13 protein-coding genes are annotated in these 16,127 nt (G+C 72.0%); 3 read left to right on the top strand and 10 right to left on the bottom strand.

All coding sequences use genetic code 11. The features are described 5' to 3' along the window. Nucleotides 1-316: 316 nt before the first annotated feature. The 8 genes from cas2 to ACE3Q3_RS04880 all read right to left on the bottom strand — a co-directional run bounded on the left by cas2 (nucleotide 317) and on the right by ACE3Q3_RS04880 (nucleotide 10,738). A complete protein-coding gene (cas2, locus tag ACE3Q3_RS04915) occupies nucleotides 317-622 on the bottom strand; it encodes a CRISPR-associated endonuclease Cas2 (protein WP_374442743.1) in 306 nt (101 codons plus the stop codon). Nucleotides 623-642: 20 nt separating this feature from the next. Further along, nucleotides 643-1,536 carry a type II CRISPR-associated endonuclease Cas1 gene (gene cas1 / locus ACE3Q3_RS04910; protein WP_374442739.1) on the bottom strand — a complete coding sequence of 298 codons (894 nt, stop codon included), beginning with the start codon at nucleotides 1,534-1,536 and terminating at the stop codon, nucleotides 643-645. Beyond that, the gene (gene cas9 / locus ACE3Q3_RS04905; protein ID WP_374442736.1) at nucleotides 1,512-4,691 is read right to left on the bottom strand and encodes a type II CRISPR RNA-guided endonuclease Cas9; all 3,180 of its coding nucleotides are present in this window, start codon (nucleotides 4,689-4,691) and stop codon (nucleotides 1,512-1,514) included. Before cas9 ends, cas1 begins: the two co-directional genes overlap by 25 nt. A 118-nt stretch (nucleotides 4,692-4,809) precedes the next feature. Beyond that, a complete protein-coding gene (locus tag ACE3Q3_RS04900; RefSeq protein WP_374442734.1) occupies nucleotides 4,810-6,240 on the bottom strand; it encodes an amidase in 1,431 nt (476 codons plus the stop codon). Further along, nucleotides 6,237-6,443 (bottom strand): hypothetical protein, encoded by a 207-nt coding sequence (locus tag ACE3Q3_RS04895; protein ID WP_374442732.1) that lies wholly within the window; start codon nucleotides 6,441-6,443, stop codon nucleotides 6,237-6,239. Before ACE3Q3_RS04895 ends, ACE3Q3_RS04900 begins: the two co-directional genes overlap by 4 nt. 86 nt (nucleotides 6,444-6,529) lie before the next feature. Continuing rightward, the gene (locus ACE3Q3_RS04890; RefSeq protein WP_374442728.1) at nucleotides 6,530-8,470 is read right to left on the bottom strand and encodes an FAD-dependent oxidoreductase; all 1,941 of its coding nucleotides are present in this window, start codon (nucleotides 8,468-8,470) and stop codon (nucleotides 6,530-6,532) included. A 34-nt stretch (nucleotides 8,471-8,504) separates the two neighbouring features. Continuing rightward, complete coding sequence (locus ACE3Q3_RS04885; protein WP_374442725.1) at nucleotides 8,505-9,305, bottom strand: ThiF family adenylyltransferase; 801 nt, start codon at nucleotides 9,303-9,305, stop codon at nucleotides 8,505-8,507. Between the two features lie 44 nt (nucleotides 9,306-9,349). Next, the gene (locus ACE3Q3_RS04880; RefSeq protein ID WP_374442722.1) at nucleotides 9,350-10,738 is read right to left on the bottom strand and encodes an MATE family efflux transporter; all 1,389 of its coding nucleotides are present in this window, start codon (nucleotides 10,736-10,738) and stop codon (nucleotides 9,350-9,352) included. 150 nt (nucleotides 10,739-10,888) lie between these two features. Here ACE3Q3_RS04880 and ACE3Q3_RS04875 point away from each other — a divergent pair, with 150 nt between their 5' ends. The 3 genes from ACE3Q3_RS04875 to ACE3Q3_RS04865 all read left to right on the top strand — a co-directional run bounded on the left by ACE3Q3_RS04875 (nucleotide 10,889) and on the right by ACE3Q3_RS04865 (nucleotide 14,503). After that, nucleotides 10,889-12,580 (top strand): thiamine pyrophosphate-binding protein, encoded by a 1,692-nt coding sequence (locus ACE3Q3_RS04875; RefSeq protein WP_374442719.1) that lies wholly within the window; start codon nucleotides 10,889-10,891, stop codon nucleotides 12,578-12,580. A gap of 11 nt (nucleotides 12,581-12,591) precedes the next feature. Continuing rightward, nucleotides 12,592-13,569 carry a 3-hydroxyacyl-CoA dehydrogenase family protein gene (locus tag ACE3Q3_RS04870; protein WP_374442716.1) on the top strand — a complete coding sequence of 326 codons (978 nt, stop codon included), beginning with the start codon at nucleotides 12,592-12,594 and terminating at the stop codon, nucleotides 13,567-13,569. A gap of 91 nt (nucleotides 13,570-13,660) precedes the next feature. Beyond that, nucleotides 13,661-14,503: a helix-turn-helix domain-containing protein gene (locus ACE3Q3_RS04865; RefSeq protein WP_374442713.1), complete on the top strand. Its 843-nt coding sequence runs from the start codon at nucleotides 13,661-13,663 to the stop codon at nucleotides 14,501-14,503. Here ACE3Q3_RS04865 and ACE3Q3_RS04860 read toward each other — a convergent pair. After that, a complete protein-coding gene (locus ACE3Q3_RS04860; protein ID WP_374442710.1) occupies nucleotides 14,500-15,795 on the bottom strand; it encodes a TRAP transporter large permease in 1,296 nt (431 codons plus the stop codon). The genes ACE3Q3_RS04865 and ACE3Q3_RS04860 overlap by 4 nt on opposite strands. Beyond that, nucleotides 15,792-16,127: TRAP transporter small permease subunit (locus ACE3Q3_RS04855; RefSeq protein ID WP_374442708.1), on the bottom strand; the 336-nt coding region annotated here is incomplete at its 5' end. The genes ACE3Q3_RS04860 and ACE3Q3_RS04855, both read right to left, overlap by 4 nt.

Genomic DNA, 16,127 nt, shown 5'->3' with positions numbered 1-16,127 from the left:
CCCGGACGAAGCGGCGCGCGCGAAGCCGTGGTTTCCCTACCGGCTCCCATTCGGTAGGCTTCGGCGGGGGCTCGGATCGAGACCACCGTTGCCGTGGTTTCCCTACCGGCTCCCATTCGGTAGGCTCCGTCATCGCCGCACCCGCCCGAGCTTGTAGCCGTGGTTTCCCTACCGGCTCCCATTCGGTAGGCTTGGAACCGAGAAGGCCTCTGCCCAAGTTACGCCGTGGTTTCCCTACCGGCTCCCATTCGGTAGGCTACCTTTCGTCCAACGGCTTGATCCTGCTCTGATTTTCGTCTCGGAATCGAGGCCGAAATCAGAGCAGGACGAGTTGTTTCGGGGCGATCTTCTCATTTTTGCTGGCCTCTCCGAGCAGGAGTCGCATTCGGCCGTACTGCTTGTCGGTCACCTGGAGCGCCCGGACGCTGCCTTTCGTGGGCAGGCTGCGGGTCACGCGGGACAGGTGCTTCTCGACCGCCTCCTCCCCACGGCATACCCTCGCATAGACGGACCATTGCAGCATCATATACCCGTCCTGCTTGAGGAAGTTGCGGAACCGCGTCGCGGCGCGCCGCTCGCTCTTGGTGCCGACCGGCAGATCGAAGAAGACGAAGAGCCACAAGATCCGGACCTCTTCCGTCCTCATGGTGCGAGTTCGGGCAGCTCCAGCAAGGCGCCGCTCGCGGCCTCCATGGCGCGGGCGAGCGAGGCCGCGGCGCGCTCGGTCGCGACCAGCAGGGAGATCCGCTCCGATCCCATGCGAGCCTCGGCCAGCAGCGCGCCGGCCATCGCGCGTCGGTCATCGACGGTCAGGTCCTTGCGGCAGGGCTGCCCATCTTCGACGGTCCGCCATGCCAGGACGTCGACGAACGGCCGGAAGGGCTCCACGAGGTCGTCGGCGAGATTGAAGGGGTTGCTGACGCTCGCATGCATGATGCCGAGCGACGGAACCAGCCCATAGGCGACCAGGGCCCGCGCGACGCCGGAGCGCACCACGGCATAGCCATAGTTGAGGAGCTTGTTGCGCCGGTCGCCCTCGTCCTCCCGGCGAAACTCGGCGAAGAGCTGGCCCCAGTAGTAGCGGGCCGCCCGCGCCTCGACGTTGCCCGGATCGCCGGAGCCGACGAGCTTCGCCATCTCGCGCAGTGGTCCTGCGCCGCCACGGCCGACGGCCGCCAGGGCGGCCGCTTGATTGTCGATCTTGCGACGGACGACGGACTGCCACAGCCGCTTCTTGAAGGGCGCCGTCAGGCCGACCTGCCGCTGCGCCATGTCGGCCTGACGGAAATGCCGATGGAACGGGAGCGCCACCCCGGATGGCGTGTGCGTCTCGTCGGTCACGATGACGGCGATCCCGGCTGCCATGCAGGCCGACAGCAGCGCGCCCGTGAGCGTCGACTGCGACGTGTCGACGACGATCCAGGCCACGTCCTCGATCGCCAGCCGAACCTCGCCGTCGTCCTGGGACACGACGATCTGGCCGTCCGCCAGCGACAGGCGGGACGGGCGCGTCAGGTGCAGGCCGCGCCATGCCATGTCCGTGCTTCCCGGACGATTTCGCTGCGCCGGCCGAGCCGGTCAATGGAGAACTTGCGGAAGCTTTTGAGCGTGCGTGTTCCAATACCTCGTTGGAGCAAATCGCTGCGATTGTGCGAGGATATTGAAATAGCCGCAGTTGATCGGTCGGCGCTGCGAAAATACCCATCCATGAAAGTGCCGTCGCTCTTTTCAATCTCGACGAAACAAAATGGAAACAGACTCCAAAGGAACTCGAATTCTCCGGACGACACATCCGGCCAATTTTGCTCTGGAGTGTATGCACGAATAGCGAGGCGCGGCGGGAATGGCCAATTCGTGCAGTCCGCAGTTTGATGCGGATAGACCGGCACCAGAAAGAACTCCCACTGCTGCCGCCTGTTGAGTTTGCGGAACACGTCGACGCGAACCATCTCGCCGCGGTCGGCGGCGCCGTCACGGACGAGGACGTCCGGCTTGTTCCGGCTCAGCAGCCGCACCTTGCGGATCGGCTCCAGCCGCTCTGCGCCGTCGGCGCCGTATTTCCATCTCGGCGGGTCGTCGGCGGGCTTCCGGCGCTCGATCCAGTCGCGCAGCCGTTCGATCAGGGCCTGGTTGCGCTCCGCGTCCTTGATCCGGTCGAGGTCGGCGAGCGTCAGGCTCTCGATCGGCTTGCGCTCGTAGACTTGCACTGCGCCGTCCCGCTCCTCGACCTGCCGGATCGTTTCGGCATGACCCCGGCCGCGGGCGCGCCGTCGTTCCGCGCGGGAGACGAACACTTCCACCAGCCGGCGGCGCGTCTCCTCGACGAAGCCGGGCCAGGGCGGCGGCAGGTCGGAGAAGTCGCGGTGGGAGCCGGTCGCCTCCGCCTCCTGGAAGGCGCGGGTCAGGCGCTGCAAGGCCGACCGGCTCGTGGCGGCGACGATCAGCGCATCCAAGGCATGGTGGCGGTCGTCGGCGACCCGCTTGCCGTCGGGGCCCTTCTTCAGGTCCTGGATTCCCCAGCCGCGCCGCAGGCGATCCGTCAGTGGGCCCGGCCGCGCACCCACGCGGTCGGCGCCGCCATCTGCATAGAGGCCGCGGACATGGTCGGCGAGGAGGCGGGTCGCGAACCGCGTGTCGTTGAGGTTTCGCGGCTTGAACTTCTCCTCGAGCAGCTTGGCGTCCTTCAGCACGTAGTTGCGCTTCTTGCGCCCCTTCATGCCCTTGGTCGTCTCCACCGCGGCGACGAAGGCGGCCCACCGCCGGTCGTCCGCGCCGAACCATTCGTGGGGCGTGCGGCCGCGCTTCTCCTGGTTCTCGGAGGCGAAGCAGAGCGTCTTGTTGACGAAGCTGTCGTCGCCCGACCGGCTCCACGGCAGGATGTGATCGACCTGTACGCTGTTGTCGCTGGCAACGATCGCATGCGGCGGGATCGGCTGGTCGCCGTAGAGGCTGCGGCCGTTCTGCTCCCGCCAGAGCTCGAACCGCAGCAGGTCCTCCACGCCGGCCGGCGGATGCCCGACGGTCTCGGCGAACTGTTCGCGCAGCCGGTCGCGTTCCTTGTTCCGCTTCTCGATGCCCTTCGTGATCTCGTCGCGCTCCTCCTTGCTCTTGCCGACGTCGCGGGCGAGCTCGATGTGAAAGCGGCCCGGAAGCCCGTACTCGGCGACGATCGCGCGGACCTGCTTGATCGCCTCCCCGAGGGCCTTGCGGGCGACCGGGTTGGCGATGTCCTCGAGCCTGGTCTGCGGCCGGCGCGCGTGGTCGTAGCCGGCGGCGGCGCAGGCGGCGGAATAGACCATTCCCTGGGCGAGATGAGGCAGGATGTTGCGGCACGCCTTGGCCGAGATGTGGCCCGCACCCTTGAAGGCGGAGAAGGTGCCGTCCTCCACCCCCCTCATGATCGCCGTCAGCACGAGGTCGCAGAGACCGAGCGCCGCCAGCCCCGCGCGGATCGAGGCGACATCCTCGCGGAACGTCAGCACGAAGGCGACCCGATCGAGCTTGTCCGGCTCGGCGCGAAGGGAGTTCCAGGCGGCGTCGCCCAATGCCGATCGCAGGGCATGGCTGCCGGGGGCCGCAGCCCCGGATCGCGCCACCACATCGCGCTTGCCTTCCTCTTCCGGCGGCAGTCCATCGAAGCGGCTCGCATCGGGCAGGCCGATCAGCTTGCGCAGGCGCTTGAAGGAAAGCCCGCGCTGCCCGGCGAAGTCCGAGCTCGCCGCCGCGATCTCGTCGGCGGAGAGGCGGCGTTCCGACTGGCCGTCCCGGATCGTCAGCGCCGCCAACCGCGACAGGAGCCGGAACCGCTCGAACGAATAGGCGTGCTTGGCGGCCCGCCGCTCGCCGGGCTCGAATGGGCACCAGCCGACCTTGTCCTCGCTGTCCGCCAAAGGGCGCTGGCTGAAGGCCAGATCGGAGAACTGCTGCTCCAGCTCCGCGGTGGCGAGCCGGCTGCCCATCCGCCGTTGGCAATCGAAGATGAGCGCGACCTCCCGCTCCTGGTCCGCCCGCAGGATCGAACGCGTGTAGTCGCCGTCGCGGTTGCGCTTGCGTGTGGCATAGTCGGGCGCCCGGGCGAACATCTCGCCGACCGTGCGCCATTCCTGGAGGCGCTGCCGCGTCGCCTCGATCGTCTTCAGCATCTTCGAGGAGTCATCCGGCGCGTTGCTGCCGCGATCCCGCTTGCTGTTGGACCGGAAGCCGCGATGCTTGGCGATGTGGCCCAGCGCGACCGCCAGTTCGCTCGGGCCCAGCGGATGTTCCAAGGCGGCCGCGCGCAGTTCCCACGGGTCGTGCTCGGCGACCCGCAGGGCTCCCGGCGTCTCCGTGTCGATCAGGCCGGCCGCCCGGAACAGGCGGCGGATCGCCGCCACGCGCTGGCGTCGCCGCCGCAGCACGCGCCGCGTGCCACGGTACTGGCGCCGCAATTGGTTGGTCGGGGTACGCTCCTTGTCGGTCTCCGGAACGTCGAAGGTGCGCACGCCGAGGCCGACGATGCCGCCGCCATCCTCCTCGCGTCGGATCACCGCCCATCCGCAGGAGCCGATGCCGAGATCGATCCCGCACGTCAGTTCCTCGCGGATGCGCCTACCTTTCATGGCCTCGCCCGTCGCAGATGGTCGCGAACGGCGAGTATTGACGGCACGGTCGGGCTCTGCAATCTTCGCGTTGGGAGCCGGTTGGGAAACCACGGTAAAAGTGGTTTTCCACTTGCAGGATCCGGGAAGCGACCCGGCTTGACCCTCCGGTGGCGACACCGGAGGGGATTCCTTTTTTGTTTCCGGGCCGTCGCCGACCCGGCGTCCGCGGCTACGCGTTTCCGGCCGCGAGCGGTGGCAGGCGCTCGTGCCAGCGCGTCTCGCGCTGGTAGGCGTGCCCGACCCGGAACAGGGTCGCCTCGTCGAACGGCCGGCCCACCGCCTGCAGGCCGATCGGCAGGCCGTTGGAGGAGAAGCCGCCCGGGAAGGCCAGCGCCGGCAGGCCGAGATAGTTGATCGGCCGGGTGTTGCGGGCGACGGCGGCGGCGGCGCGCGAGCCGTCGGGATTGGCGTGGGCGTCGGTCGCGGCCAGCGTCGGCACCTGGCCCGCCAGCACCGGCGTCAGCATGACGTCCGCCTTGGCGAAGACCGCCTCGGTGAAGGCCTGCAGGGTCGGTCCCCGGAGGTTCAGCGCCTCGAGATAGCGGGTCGCCGGATAGTAGAGGCCGGGCTCGAAGCGCGAGCGCACCGCCTGGCTGTAGTCGCCCGGGCGCTGGCGCAGCCACGGCCCGTGGACGGTCGCGGCCTCGACCGCGATGACGGCATGGATCGCCGCCAGCATCAGGTCGTGGTCCGGCACGTCGACCTCGACCGTCGCGGCGCCGATCTGGCGGAAGAGGTCGAGCGCCGCCTCGTAGGCGGCCAGCACGTCCGCATGGAGGTTGTCGAGATAATGGCCGGTCGGGACGGCGATGGTCAGCCCCTTCACGCCGGCGTCGATCCCGGCCTCGTAGTCGGGCACGGGCCGCGTGCTGCAGGTCGGGTCGCGCGGGTCGGCGCCGGCGACGATGCCGAGCAGGCGCGCGCAGTCGCGCGCGGTCCGGGCGAGCGGGCCGACATTGTCCATCGAGAAGCTGAGCGGCATGGCGCCGTAGCGGCTGACCCGGGTCTGGGTCGGCTTGATGCCGGTGACGCCGCAGAAGGCGGCCGGCAGCCGGATCGAGCCGCCGGTGTCGGAACCGAGCGCGCCGTAGAAGAGCCGCGCCGCCAGGCCGGCGCCCGACCCCGAGGAGGAGCCGCCCGGCACATGCTCGACCTTCCACGGGTTGCGGCAATGGCCGAAATGGTAGTTGTGGCCGGTCCCGCCCATGGCGAACTCGGCCATGTTGAGGGTGCCGAGGTTGAGCGCGCCCGCCGCCGACAGCCGCTCCAGCGCGCTCGACGTCGTGTCGGCGACCCAGTTGCGGCGGATTTCCGATCCGCAGGTCACCACCCGGCCGGCACGGTAGTACATGTCCTTGTGGGCAAGCGGCACGCCGTGCAGCGGCCCCAGCGCCGCGCCGCGGGCGACCGCGGCATCGGCCTCGGCGGCGGCGGCCAGCGCCTCGTCGCCGTCGATGCGGATGTAGAGGTTCAGCTCCGGCTGCAGCCGCTCGGCCGCCTCCAGGCAGGCGCGCGTGATCTCGACCGAGGAGACCTCGCGGCGGGCGATGGCGCCGGCGATGCCGACGAGGTCGAGGTGGAGCGGGCTGGCCGGGCTCACCGCCGGGCTCCCGCTTCGAGCGTCACCAGGAAGCCGGCCGGCTCGACCTCGAACGGCAGGTCGAGGGCCGCGTCGCGCACCATGCGGTTGAAGGGGCCGATCGTCAGCGCGATCACGGTCGCCTCGGCCGCGTCGACCTTCACGCCCTGGGCGCTGCGCGCGACGTCGCGCACATAGTCCTCCGTCAGCGGATTCTTGCTCATCCCCCGATCCCCCGTTCCAGGCTGTTCCCGAGGAAGCAGGGGATAGCACGCGCCGTGCCGCGCCGGCCAGCGGGCCGGCACTGCCGTCAGAGGGCGAGGACCGCGTCCCAGGCGTCGTTGACCGCCTCGCCGATGCGGCCGCCGCGCTTCGCATCGCCGACCACGGCGTGGCGGATGCCGGCGGCCTGCAGGGCGGCCGCGAGGCCGTCCACCGGCTGCCGCCCCTGGGCCAGCAGGACCTGGCCGACCTGGAGGAGGCAACGGCGGCCGTCGCTGCCCTCCAGCACCGCGGTCGTGCCGTCGACCGCGGCGAGGCGGGTCTCGGCGTGGATCGCGATGCGCGGATGGGACCGCAGCCGGGCCAGCAGCGTGCGCCGATAGACGAACTCGGCACTGCGGGCGAGCTGGCGCTCGGACGAGCGGCTGACGAGATGGACGGGCCAGCCCTCGGCGGCGGCGGTCTCGGCGGTCTCGCAGCCGGTCTCGCCGCCGCCATAGACCAGGACGGGCCCCGGGCCGATCGGCCGCAGGCCGGCCAGCACGTCGTAGGCGGAGGCGACGATGCCGCCCGGCGCGACGTCGGCGGCGCGGTCGGCCGAGCCGGTCGCGACCAGCACGAAGGCCGGATCGAGCGCCAGAACGTCCCCCGCGCCGGCGCGGCGTCCACAGGCGATCCGGACGCCGAGCTCGGCCAGCCGCCGCACCAGATGGTCGCGATACCAGCCGAGCTTGTCCTTGCCCGGCGGGCGGGCGGAGACGTCGATGCCGCCGCCGAGCCGTGGCGCCGCCTCGAACAGCGTCACCCGCCAGCCGGCCTCGGCCAGCATGACGGCGCCGGCCATGCCGCCCGGACCGCCGCCGACCACGACGGCCTGCGGCGCGCCGCCGCGGACCCTCGGCGCCGGCCGATGGTCGCGGCCGACGGCGGGGTTCTCGGCGCAGCCGACGGGCCCGTGCCCGGCCAGGCGCTGGATGCACCAGTTGCACGAGGTGCAGGGCCGGATGGTGCCGCTCCGGCCGTCCCGCGCCTTGCGCGGCCAGTCGGGATCGGCGAGCAGCGCGCGGCCGAGCGCGATCAGGTCGGCGCTGCCCTCGGCGATCGCCGCCTCGGCCAGCTCCGGCCGGCGGATGACGCCGACCCCGATGACCGGCGCGGCGCCGGCCAGTGCGGCGCGGATGCGCCGGGCATGGCCGAGGCGCCAGCCCTCCGGCGAGGCGATCGGGTCGACGTTGGTGTCGAGCCGCTCGGCGACGCCGGTCGAGACATGGATGGCGTCGGCACCCGCCGCGACCAGGGCCCGCGCCGCCGTCGCGGCCTCCGCCGGGTCGATGCCGCCCGCCATGAACTCCTCGGCCGAGAGGCGGTAGACCAGCGGGCGCTCGCCGATGGCGGCCCGGACGCGGCGGACGACGGCGATCGGGAAGGCGAGGCGGCGCGTGGCGTCGCCGCCCCACGCGTCGTCGCGCCGGTTGGTCCAGGGCGACAGGAACTGCCCCAGCAGGTAGCCGTGGGCACCGTGCAGTTCGATCGCGGCATAGCCTGCCCGGACCGCGCGGGCGGCGGCATCGGCGAAGCGGTCGACCAGCGCCGCCACCTCGTCTGCGGCGAGCGCCCGCGGGGTGGTGCGGAACATCGGGCTCTCGTGCGCCGAAGGCGCCACCGGCTGCCGCCCGGCGAGGAAGCGCGGGCTGGTCTGCCGCCCGGCATGGTGCAGTTGCAGGCAGGGCACCGCGCCCGCCGCGGCGATCGCGGCGGAGAGGCGGGCGTGGCCGTCGATCAGCCCGTCATGGTCGAGGGCGAGCTGGATGGCGCTGCCCTTGCCCTCGGTCTGGTCGACGCAGGTGTATTCGACGGTCACCATCGCCGCCCCGCCGGCCGCCCGGCGGCGGTAGTGGGCGACGAGCGCGTCGGTGACCGCGCCGTCGGCGTCGGCGAGGTTGGTCTCCATCGCCGCCATGACGATGCGGTTGGGAAGCGTCAGCCGGCCCAGCCGGACGGGCGAGAAGAGCAGCGGGTATTCCGACATCCGGGCGACATGATACCCGGTATGTCGGCGGTCGTCAGGCGTGGCCGGAGAGATCCCGGATCGTCGGGTGGCTGCCGCAGAGCGGACAGTCGGGGTCGCGCCGGGCCTTGAGGCGGCGGACGGTCGCGCCGAGGGCGTCGTAGAGCAGCAGCGTCCCCGCCAGGCCCTCGCCCAGGCCGAGGATCTCCTTCAGCACCTCGGTCGCCTGCATGGTGCCGACGACGCCGGCGACGGCGCCGAAGATGCCGGCCTGCTCGCAGCGCGGCACCAGGTCGGGCGGCGGCGGCGAGCGGAAGAGGCAGCGGTAGCAGGGTCGGTTCTCCCCCGGCTCGTGCGCCTTGTAGGTCGAGATCTGGCCCTCGAACCGCAGCAGCGCCGCCGAGACCAGCGGCACGCGCGCGAAGTAGCAGGCGTCGTTCAGGAGATAGCGGGCGGCGAAATTGTCGGTGCCGTCGACGACGAGGTCGTGGTCCGCGACGAGGCGGGCGGCATTTGCGGCCGTCACCTTGTCGACCAGCGCCGTCACCTGCAGGTCGGGGTCGAGCCGGGCGATCGCGGTCCGCGCGCTCTCGGCCTTGGGATGGCCGATGGTCGCGGTCGAATGGATGACCTGGCGTTGCAGGTTCGAGACCTCGACCGTGTCGGGGTCGGCGATGGTGAGCCGGCCGATCCCGGCCGCGGCGAGGTAGAGCAGCACCGGCGCGCCGAGGCCGCCCGCCCCCACCACCAGCACGCGGGCGGCGAGCAGCCGCGCCTGTCCCTCCTCGCCCACCTCGTCGAGGATGACGTGGCGGGCATAGCGCTCGAGCTGCGCGTCGGTCAGTTCGATGGTCATGATGCGGGCGAGCGTCGCACGCGGCGGCCGCGTCGGGCAACTCGTCAGCCCCTGAGCTCCCGGGTCGTCGCGGCGACGACCAGCATCGCCGCGGTGAAGGCGAGGGCGGCGGCGACCGCGACCGTCGCCAGCATCGGCAGCCCGCCCGCCAGCCAATGGACGACCGTCCAGCCGCCGGCGGCGATGACGGCGAGCCGCGCGGTACCGGCGAAGAAGGAGGCGGTGGCGCGTCCGAGCCCGAGCAGCGAGAAGAAAAGCCCGAAGCCGATGCCGAGGACCGGGTAGGCGAGGCCCGCCCGCTGGAGATAGGCCGCTCCCTCGGCCACCGTCGCCGTATCGGTCGAGAAGAAGCCCATCCAGGTGCCAGGCGCGCCCAGCGCGACCGCGGCGAAGACGAGGCCGATCGCGAAGCCGATGCCGGCGCCGGTCCAGGCGATGCGGCGGGCGCGGTCGTGGCGGCCGGCGCCGATCGCGGTCGCGACCATGGCGATGACGGCCGAGCCCATGGCGAAGGTGAGCGGGATCTGCAGGAGGTCGAGCCGGGCGGCCGCGCCGTAGCCGGCCAGCGCCGTGGTGCCGAAGGCGGCGGCGAAGCCTGTCGCCAGGATCATCGTCGCCTGCGCCTGCACGACGTTGAGGCCGGCGGGAACGCCGACGCCGAGGATGGCGGCGAAGTGACGGGCCCGGGGCCGGCACGGCTGCAGGCGGATTTCGCCGCGCCCGGCCAGCAGATGGCCGGCCAGCACCAGGGCGCCCGTGGCGTAGGACGCGACGACCGCGATGCCGGCGCCCGCCACCCCCAGCGACGGCACCGGCCCCAGGCCCAGGATCAGCAGCGGCGACAGCGCGAGGTGGACCGCCTCGCCGGCGATGATCGCGCTCGCCGGCACCAGCATGTTGCCGGTGCCGCGGACGACGTTCGCCATCAGGTTCATCAGCCAGACGGCGACGACCCCGCCGAAGACGATGGCGGAGTAGGTGACGGCGGCCGCGAGGCCGCCGCCGCTAGCGCCCATGGCAGCGTAAAGCCACGGGCCGCAGGCCAGCATCAGCAGGCCGAAGCCGCCGCCGAAGAGCAGCGCGAGCAGGATGGCGTGGAAGGCGATCGCGGCCGCTTCGTCCGGGTGGCCGGCCCCCATCGCCCGGGCGATGCTGCCATTGACCCCGGCGCCGACGCCGCTGGCGGACGTCATCTGCATCAGCAGGAAGATCGGGAAGGCGAGCGAGACGCCGGCCAGCGCGTCGGTGCCGAGCCAGCCGACGAAGACGGCGTCGAAGCTGACGAAGGCGATGCGCGCCGCCGCCTCGCCCAGGTTGGGCAATGCCAGCCGCAGCAGGGTCGGGGCCACCGGTCCCTCGAGGATGCGGCGGGTCCGCGGCGAGAGTTCGGTCGGCTGCGGCGCACGCAGGCTGGAGGGCGAATCGTCGGCCATGCCGGACCTTCCCGGAAGCTGCTTGACCGCGGCAGCCTCGCAGTCGCGATCGCCTGGTGCAATGACCCGCGAGGTAATCGGCACGCGGCTTGACGCGGGGCCGCGCCGGCCGGTCTGCTGGCGGCAAACCACGAGGAAACGGACCCCACGATGAACGAGACCGCCACCCAGATCCCGACCATGAAGGGCGCCCGCTTCATTGCCGAAGCGGCGCTTTCGGTCGGCATCGACCATGTCTTCTTCGTCGACGCGGTGCTGCGCCGGGCACTGGTCGAGATGGAGGAGGTCGGCATCCGCCGGGTGCTCGCACGCTCGGAGAAGGCGGCCGCCTACATGGCCGACGGCTATTCGCGCGCGGCGCGCCGGCCGGCGCTGTGCATGGCGCAGTCGGTCGGTGCCGCCAACCTCGCGGCCGGGCTGCAGGACGCCTTCCTCGGCCAGTCGAGCGTGGTGGCGCTGACCGGCCGCAAGCCGGCGATCGAGCAGTATCGCAACGCCTATCAGGAAATCCCGCACGAGCCGCTGTTTGCCGCCGTAACCAAGATGTCGGCGCGGGTCGACCTGCCGGCGCAGCTGCCCCTGCTGCTGCGCCAGGCGTTTCGGGTGGCGACGACGGGCCGGCCGGGACCGGCCCATCTCGACATCGACGGCATGACCGGCGACACGACGGCAATGGCCGACTGCGCGCTGGCGGCGATGCCGGAGGCGAGCTTCGGCCGCGTCCCTGCCTTCCGCCCGCCGGCCGACCCGGCGATGCTGGCCCAGGCCGTGGCGGCGATCGACCAGGCGCGGCGGCCGGTGCTGGTCGTCGGCGCCGGCGCCATGGCGTCGGCGGCGGAGGCGGCGGTGGCGGCGCTGGCGGAGCGACTGTCGGCGCCGGTGGTGGCGGCGCTCGACGCCAAGGCGGTGCTGGTCGAGCAGCACCCGCTCAATGGCGGCATCGTCGGCACCTATTCCCGGAGCTGCGCCAACCGCATCGTCGCCGAAGCCGACCTCGTGATCTTCGCCGGCTGCGACACCGGCGACCAGGTGACGAGCAACTGGACCCTGCCGGCGCCCGGCATCCCGGTGGTGCAGCTCGATCCCGACCCGGCGGAGCTCGGCCGCTCCTATCCCGGCACCATCGGGCTCCAGGCCGACGTCCGCGCCGGGCTGGAGCAGCTGGCCGCCGCGGTCCGCCCGCGCGCTTCGGGCGACTGGGACGCCCGGGCCCGGACGCTGGTCGCGGAATGGCGGGCCGAGACGGCGCCGGCGCTGGCCTCCGCGACGACGCCGATCCGGCCGGAGCGACTGTGTGCCGAGCTGACCGCGGCCCTGCCCGACGACGCGGTGCTGGTCGCCGACACCGGCTATTCCTCGCAATGGAGCGGCACCCTGGTCGAGCTGCGCTCGGCCCGCCAGCGCTACCTGCGGGCGGCGGGCTCGCTCGGCTGGGGGTTCCCCGGGTCACTCGGCGCCAAGTGCGCGCTGCCGGACCGGCCGGTCGTCTGCTTCACCGGCGACGGCGGCTTCATGTACCACATGGCCGAGCTGGAGACGGCGCGGCGCTGCGGCATCCACACGGTGACGGTGGTCAACAACAACGGCTGCCTCGCCCAGGGCGCCCGCAGCATCGACGCCGCCTACGAAGGTCGGCGCGGCAACAAGAGCGAGATCTACGTCTTCCACCCGATGGATTTCGCCCGCGTCGCCCAGTCCATGGATTGCTTCGGCGTCCGCGTCGAGGACCCGGCCGACTTTCGGGCGGCCTTCGCCGCTGCCGCGCGCGCCGGCCGGCCGGCGGTGATCGACGTCGCGACCGACCCGGCGGCGCGCGCGCCGCTCGGCTGGACCCCGCGCTGAGGGGACGGGCGATGACGACGACCAAGCGGCCCGTCGCCGTGATCGGCGCCGGCACCATGGGCCATGCGCTGGCCCTGGTCCACGCCCTGGGCGGCCACCCCGTCCGGCTCTACGACAACGACCCTGGGGCGCTGGCCCGCGCGCCGGGCCTGATGCGGGCGGCGCTCGCCACCATCCGCGAGGCGGGGGAGGCGCCGCCCGACTGGGACGACGCACGCCTGGACACGATGGTCGCCATCGTCCCCGACCTCGAACGGGCCGCGGCCGGCGCATGGCTGGTGGTCGAGGCGGTGGCCGAGGACCCGGAGGTGAAGCGCCGGGTCTTCGCCGACCTCGACCGGTTGCTGCCGGAGGACGCGATCCTCGCCAGCAACACTTCGATGCTCGACATCTTTCCGCTGGTGCCGCCGCGCCGGGCGGCGCGCACGCTGATCGCCCACTGGTACACGCCGCCCTACCTGATCGACCTCGTCGACGTCGTCGCCGGACCGGGGACCGACCCGGCCGTCGTCGAAGCGGTACGGGCCCTCTATGCCGGCTTCGGCAAGCACCCGATCGTGCTGCGGCGGTTCGTGCCGGGCTTCATCGCCAACCGCATCCAGGCGGCGATCGGGCTCGAGGTCAACGCGCTGCTCGACGCCGGGATCGCCGGCCCGGCGGAGATCGACGATTCGATCCGGCACGGGCTCGCCCTGCGCATGGCCCTGATGGGCCACCTGATGAAGGCCGACTTCACCGGGCTCGCGCTGTCGCGCAAGATCCTCGCCAACCGCTCCTACACTCCGCCGGTTCCGACCGGGCGGTGCGCCGAACTGGAGCGCCGGGTCGATGCCGGGCATGTCGGGGTGAGCGCCGGGGCCGGCTGGTACGACTATGGCGGCCGTCCGGCGGCGGACCTGTTCCGGGAGCGCGACCGCCAGCTCTTCGCGCTGAAGCGGGCCTTCCGCGCCGTCACGCCCCTGCCGGGGACGCCGACCGACGGCGAATGACGCCGGCCGGCCGTTACCCGGCGGGTAATGGCCGGGCCCGCGGTCCGGGCGATAGGGTCGGCCGATCGATTGTCCCCCAGGGAGACGAGGGATGCGCTTTCCCGCCCGCAGCGAGCCGACCGTCGGCCGCCTGATCGCCGAGTGGCGGCGCGCCCGCCGGATGAGCCAGATGGAGCTGTCCGGCGAAAGCGGCGTCTCGACCCGCCATCTCAGCTTCGTCGAGAGCGGCCGCGCCCGGCCGTCCCGCGAACTGGTGCTGCGCCTGTCCGCGGCGCTGGCGGTGCCGCGGCGCGACCGCAACGACCTGCTGCTCGCCGCCGGCTTCGCGCCCGCCTACCGCGAGACGCCGATCGACGCGCCCGAGATGGCCGAGGTGCTGCGGCTGGTGACGATGATCCTCGGCCGCCACGACCCGTTCCCGGCGGTGGCCCTCGACGGCCGCTGGGACGTGCTGATGGCGAACGCCGCCTATGCCGCGACGGTCGCGGCATGCGGCCCAGCGGCGCGCGGCGACCGGCCGGTCCCGCCACTGACGCTGCTGCCGAAGCCGCGGCCGAACCTGCTCCGCCTCCTCTGCCATCCCGACGGGGTCCGCAATCATCTGGAGAACTGGACCGAGGCGGCGCTGGCCGTGCTCGGCCGGGTGCGGCGCGAGGTCGGCCGCGACGGCGACCCGTCGCGCCGCGCCCTGCTCGCGGAGGCGTTGGCCTGGCCGGACGTCCCGCCGCTTCCCGACCTCGATGCCGCGGGGGCCTCGGACCTGGTCGTGCCGGTGGTCTTGCGCACCCCGGCCGGCCCGCTGCGCTTCGTCAGCACCATCGCGACCCTGGGCACCGCGCAGGACATCACCCTGCAGGACCTCCGGATCGAGACCTTCCACCCGGCGGACGCCGGGACGGAGCGCGCCGTCCGGGCGATGGCGCAGCCGTCCTAGAAGAGTTGTCGGGGCAGCCAGAGGGCGATGTCGGGCACCAGCGTCAGGGCCAGCACGCCGCCCAGCAGCAGCAGGACATACGGCAGGGAGCCCCACCCGACCTCGCCCAGCGTCGTGCCGGCCATGCCCTGGATGACGAACAGGTTCACGCCGACGGGCGGCGTGATCAGCCCGATCTCGAGCAGGATCACGAGGACGACCCCGAACCAGATCGGATCGAACCCGGCGGCCATCATGACCGGGTGCACGACCGGCAGCGTCAGCAGCATGAGGGAGAGCGCGTCGACGAGGCAGCCGAGGATCAGGTACATGGCCACGACCAGCAGCAGCACCATGTAGGGTGCGGCGTCCAGGGCGTTGATCGTGGCGACGATGGCGCGCGGAATGCCGGCCGACACCAGCGCGAAGGACAGGATCTGCGCGCCGATGACGATGAACAGGATCATCGCGTTGGTGCGCAGGGTGTCGAGCAGGCTGCGCCGCAGCACGGCGAACGTCAGCTGGCGATAGAGCGCCGCCACCACGACCGCGCCGGCGGCGCCGATGCCGGCCGCCTCGGTCGGCGTCATCAGCCCGGCATAGATGCCGCCGATGACGACGAGGATCAGGCCGACCACCGGAACGAGGTCGAAGAGGGCGGCCGAGCGCTGGCGCAGCGTCGGACGCTCGCCGGAGGCCGGCAGCTGGTCCGGGATGAAGCGTGCCTGGATGCCGAGGAACAGCATGAAGGCCAGCGCCATCATGATCCCGGGCACGATTCCGGCGATGAAGAGCTTGCCGACCGATTCGCCGATCGTCGAACCGTAGATGATGAAGGGAATGGACGGCGGGATGAGGATGCCGAGCGTCCCGCCGGCGGCCAGCGTTCCGGTGGTCGGCCGGATGCCGTAGCCCCGCCTCTTCATTTCCGGGATGGCGATCGCGCCGACGGCGGCGGCGGTCGCCACGCTGGACCCGCACAGTGCCGCGAAGATGCCGCAGGCGGCGATGTTCGCCTGGGCGAGGCCGCCCGGCACCCCGGTCAGCCAGATCGCGAGACTGCGGTAGAAGCGGGAACTGATGCCGCTGTGCAGGATGACCGCGCCCATGAAGAGGAACAGCGGCACGGCCGTCAGAACGAAGCTGTCGACGGTGTTCCAGACCACGGATTCGATGCCGCCCAGCAGGGCCGGCCGTACCATCCATATGCCGAAGACGCCGGCGGCTCCCAGGCTGACCGCGATCCACACGCCGCCGAAGAGCAGGACCAGCATCACCCCGAAATAGAGCGTCGCCGCCAGTTCCCAGCTCATCGGCGCTTCCCCAGGACGGTCTCGACCGCGGATGTCAGCTCCGCCACCATCTGCAGCAGGAAGACGGCGAGGCCGGCCGGCACGAACGCCTGGACCGGCCACAGCAGGATGTTGGTGGCGGACACCGAGAACGAGCCGCTGACGTAGCTGTCATGGGCCAGGATCCCGGTGCGCCAGATGAGCAGGGCGAGGAACGGGATCCCGACCAGGCACCAGAAGACCCGCAGCCAGTCGCGGGCCCGCTGCGACAGCTGGTCGACCAGCAGGGTCACCTGGATGTGGTCGCCGTGCCGCAGGGCATATCCCAGCGCCGAGAAGGTGGTGACGACGAG

The organism is Allostella sp. (genome assembly GCF_041913585.1).
Taxonomy (GTDB): domain Bacteria; phylum Pseudomonadota; class Alphaproteobacteria; order ATCC43930; family Allostellaceae; genus Allostella.
Note: the sequence above shows the minus strand (reverse complement) of the source record. Positions and strands in the feature narration are given on the sequence as shown.

Excerpts from the sequence above, each read along its gene's own strand:
- cas1 (WP_374442739.1), bottom strand. The coding sequence starts at position 1,536 with ATGGCATGGCGCGGCCTGCACCTGACGCGCCCGTCCCGCCTGTCGCTG.
- ACE3Q3_RS04895 (WP_374442732.1), bottom strand. The coding sequence starts at position 6,443 with ATGAGCAAGAATCCGCTGACGGAGGACTATGTGCGCGACGTCGCGCGC.
- ACE3Q3_RS04890 (WP_374442728.1), bottom strand. The coding sequence starts at position 8,470 with ATGTCGGAATACCCGCTGCTCTTCTCGCCCGTCCGGCTGGGCCGGCTG.
- ACE3Q3_RS04885 (WP_374442725.1), bottom strand. The coding sequence starts at position 9,305 with ATGACCATCGAACTGACCGACGCGCAGCTCGAGCGCTATGCCCGCCAC.
- ACE3Q3_RS04880 (WP_374442722.1), bottom strand. The coding sequence starts at position 10,738 with ATGGCCGACGATTCGCCCTCCAGCCTGCGTGCGCCGCAGCCGACCGAA.
- ACE3Q3_RS04875 (WP_374442719.1), top strand. The coding sequence starts at position 10,889 with ATGAACGAGACCGCCACCCAGATCCCGACCATGAAGGGCGCCCGCTTC.
- ACE3Q3_RS04870 (WP_374442716.1), top strand. The coding sequence starts at position 12,592 with ATGACGACGACCAAGCGGCCCGTCGCCGTGATCGGCGCCGGCACCATG.
- ACE3Q3_RS04865 (WP_374442713.1), top strand. The coding sequence starts at position 13,661 with ATGCGCTTTCCCGCCCGCAGCGAGCCGACCGTCGGCCGCCTGATCGCC.
- ACE3Q3_RS04860 (WP_374442710.1), bottom strand. The coding sequence starts at position 15,795 with ATGAGCTGGGAACTGGCGGCGACGCTCTATTTCGGGGTGATGCTGGTC.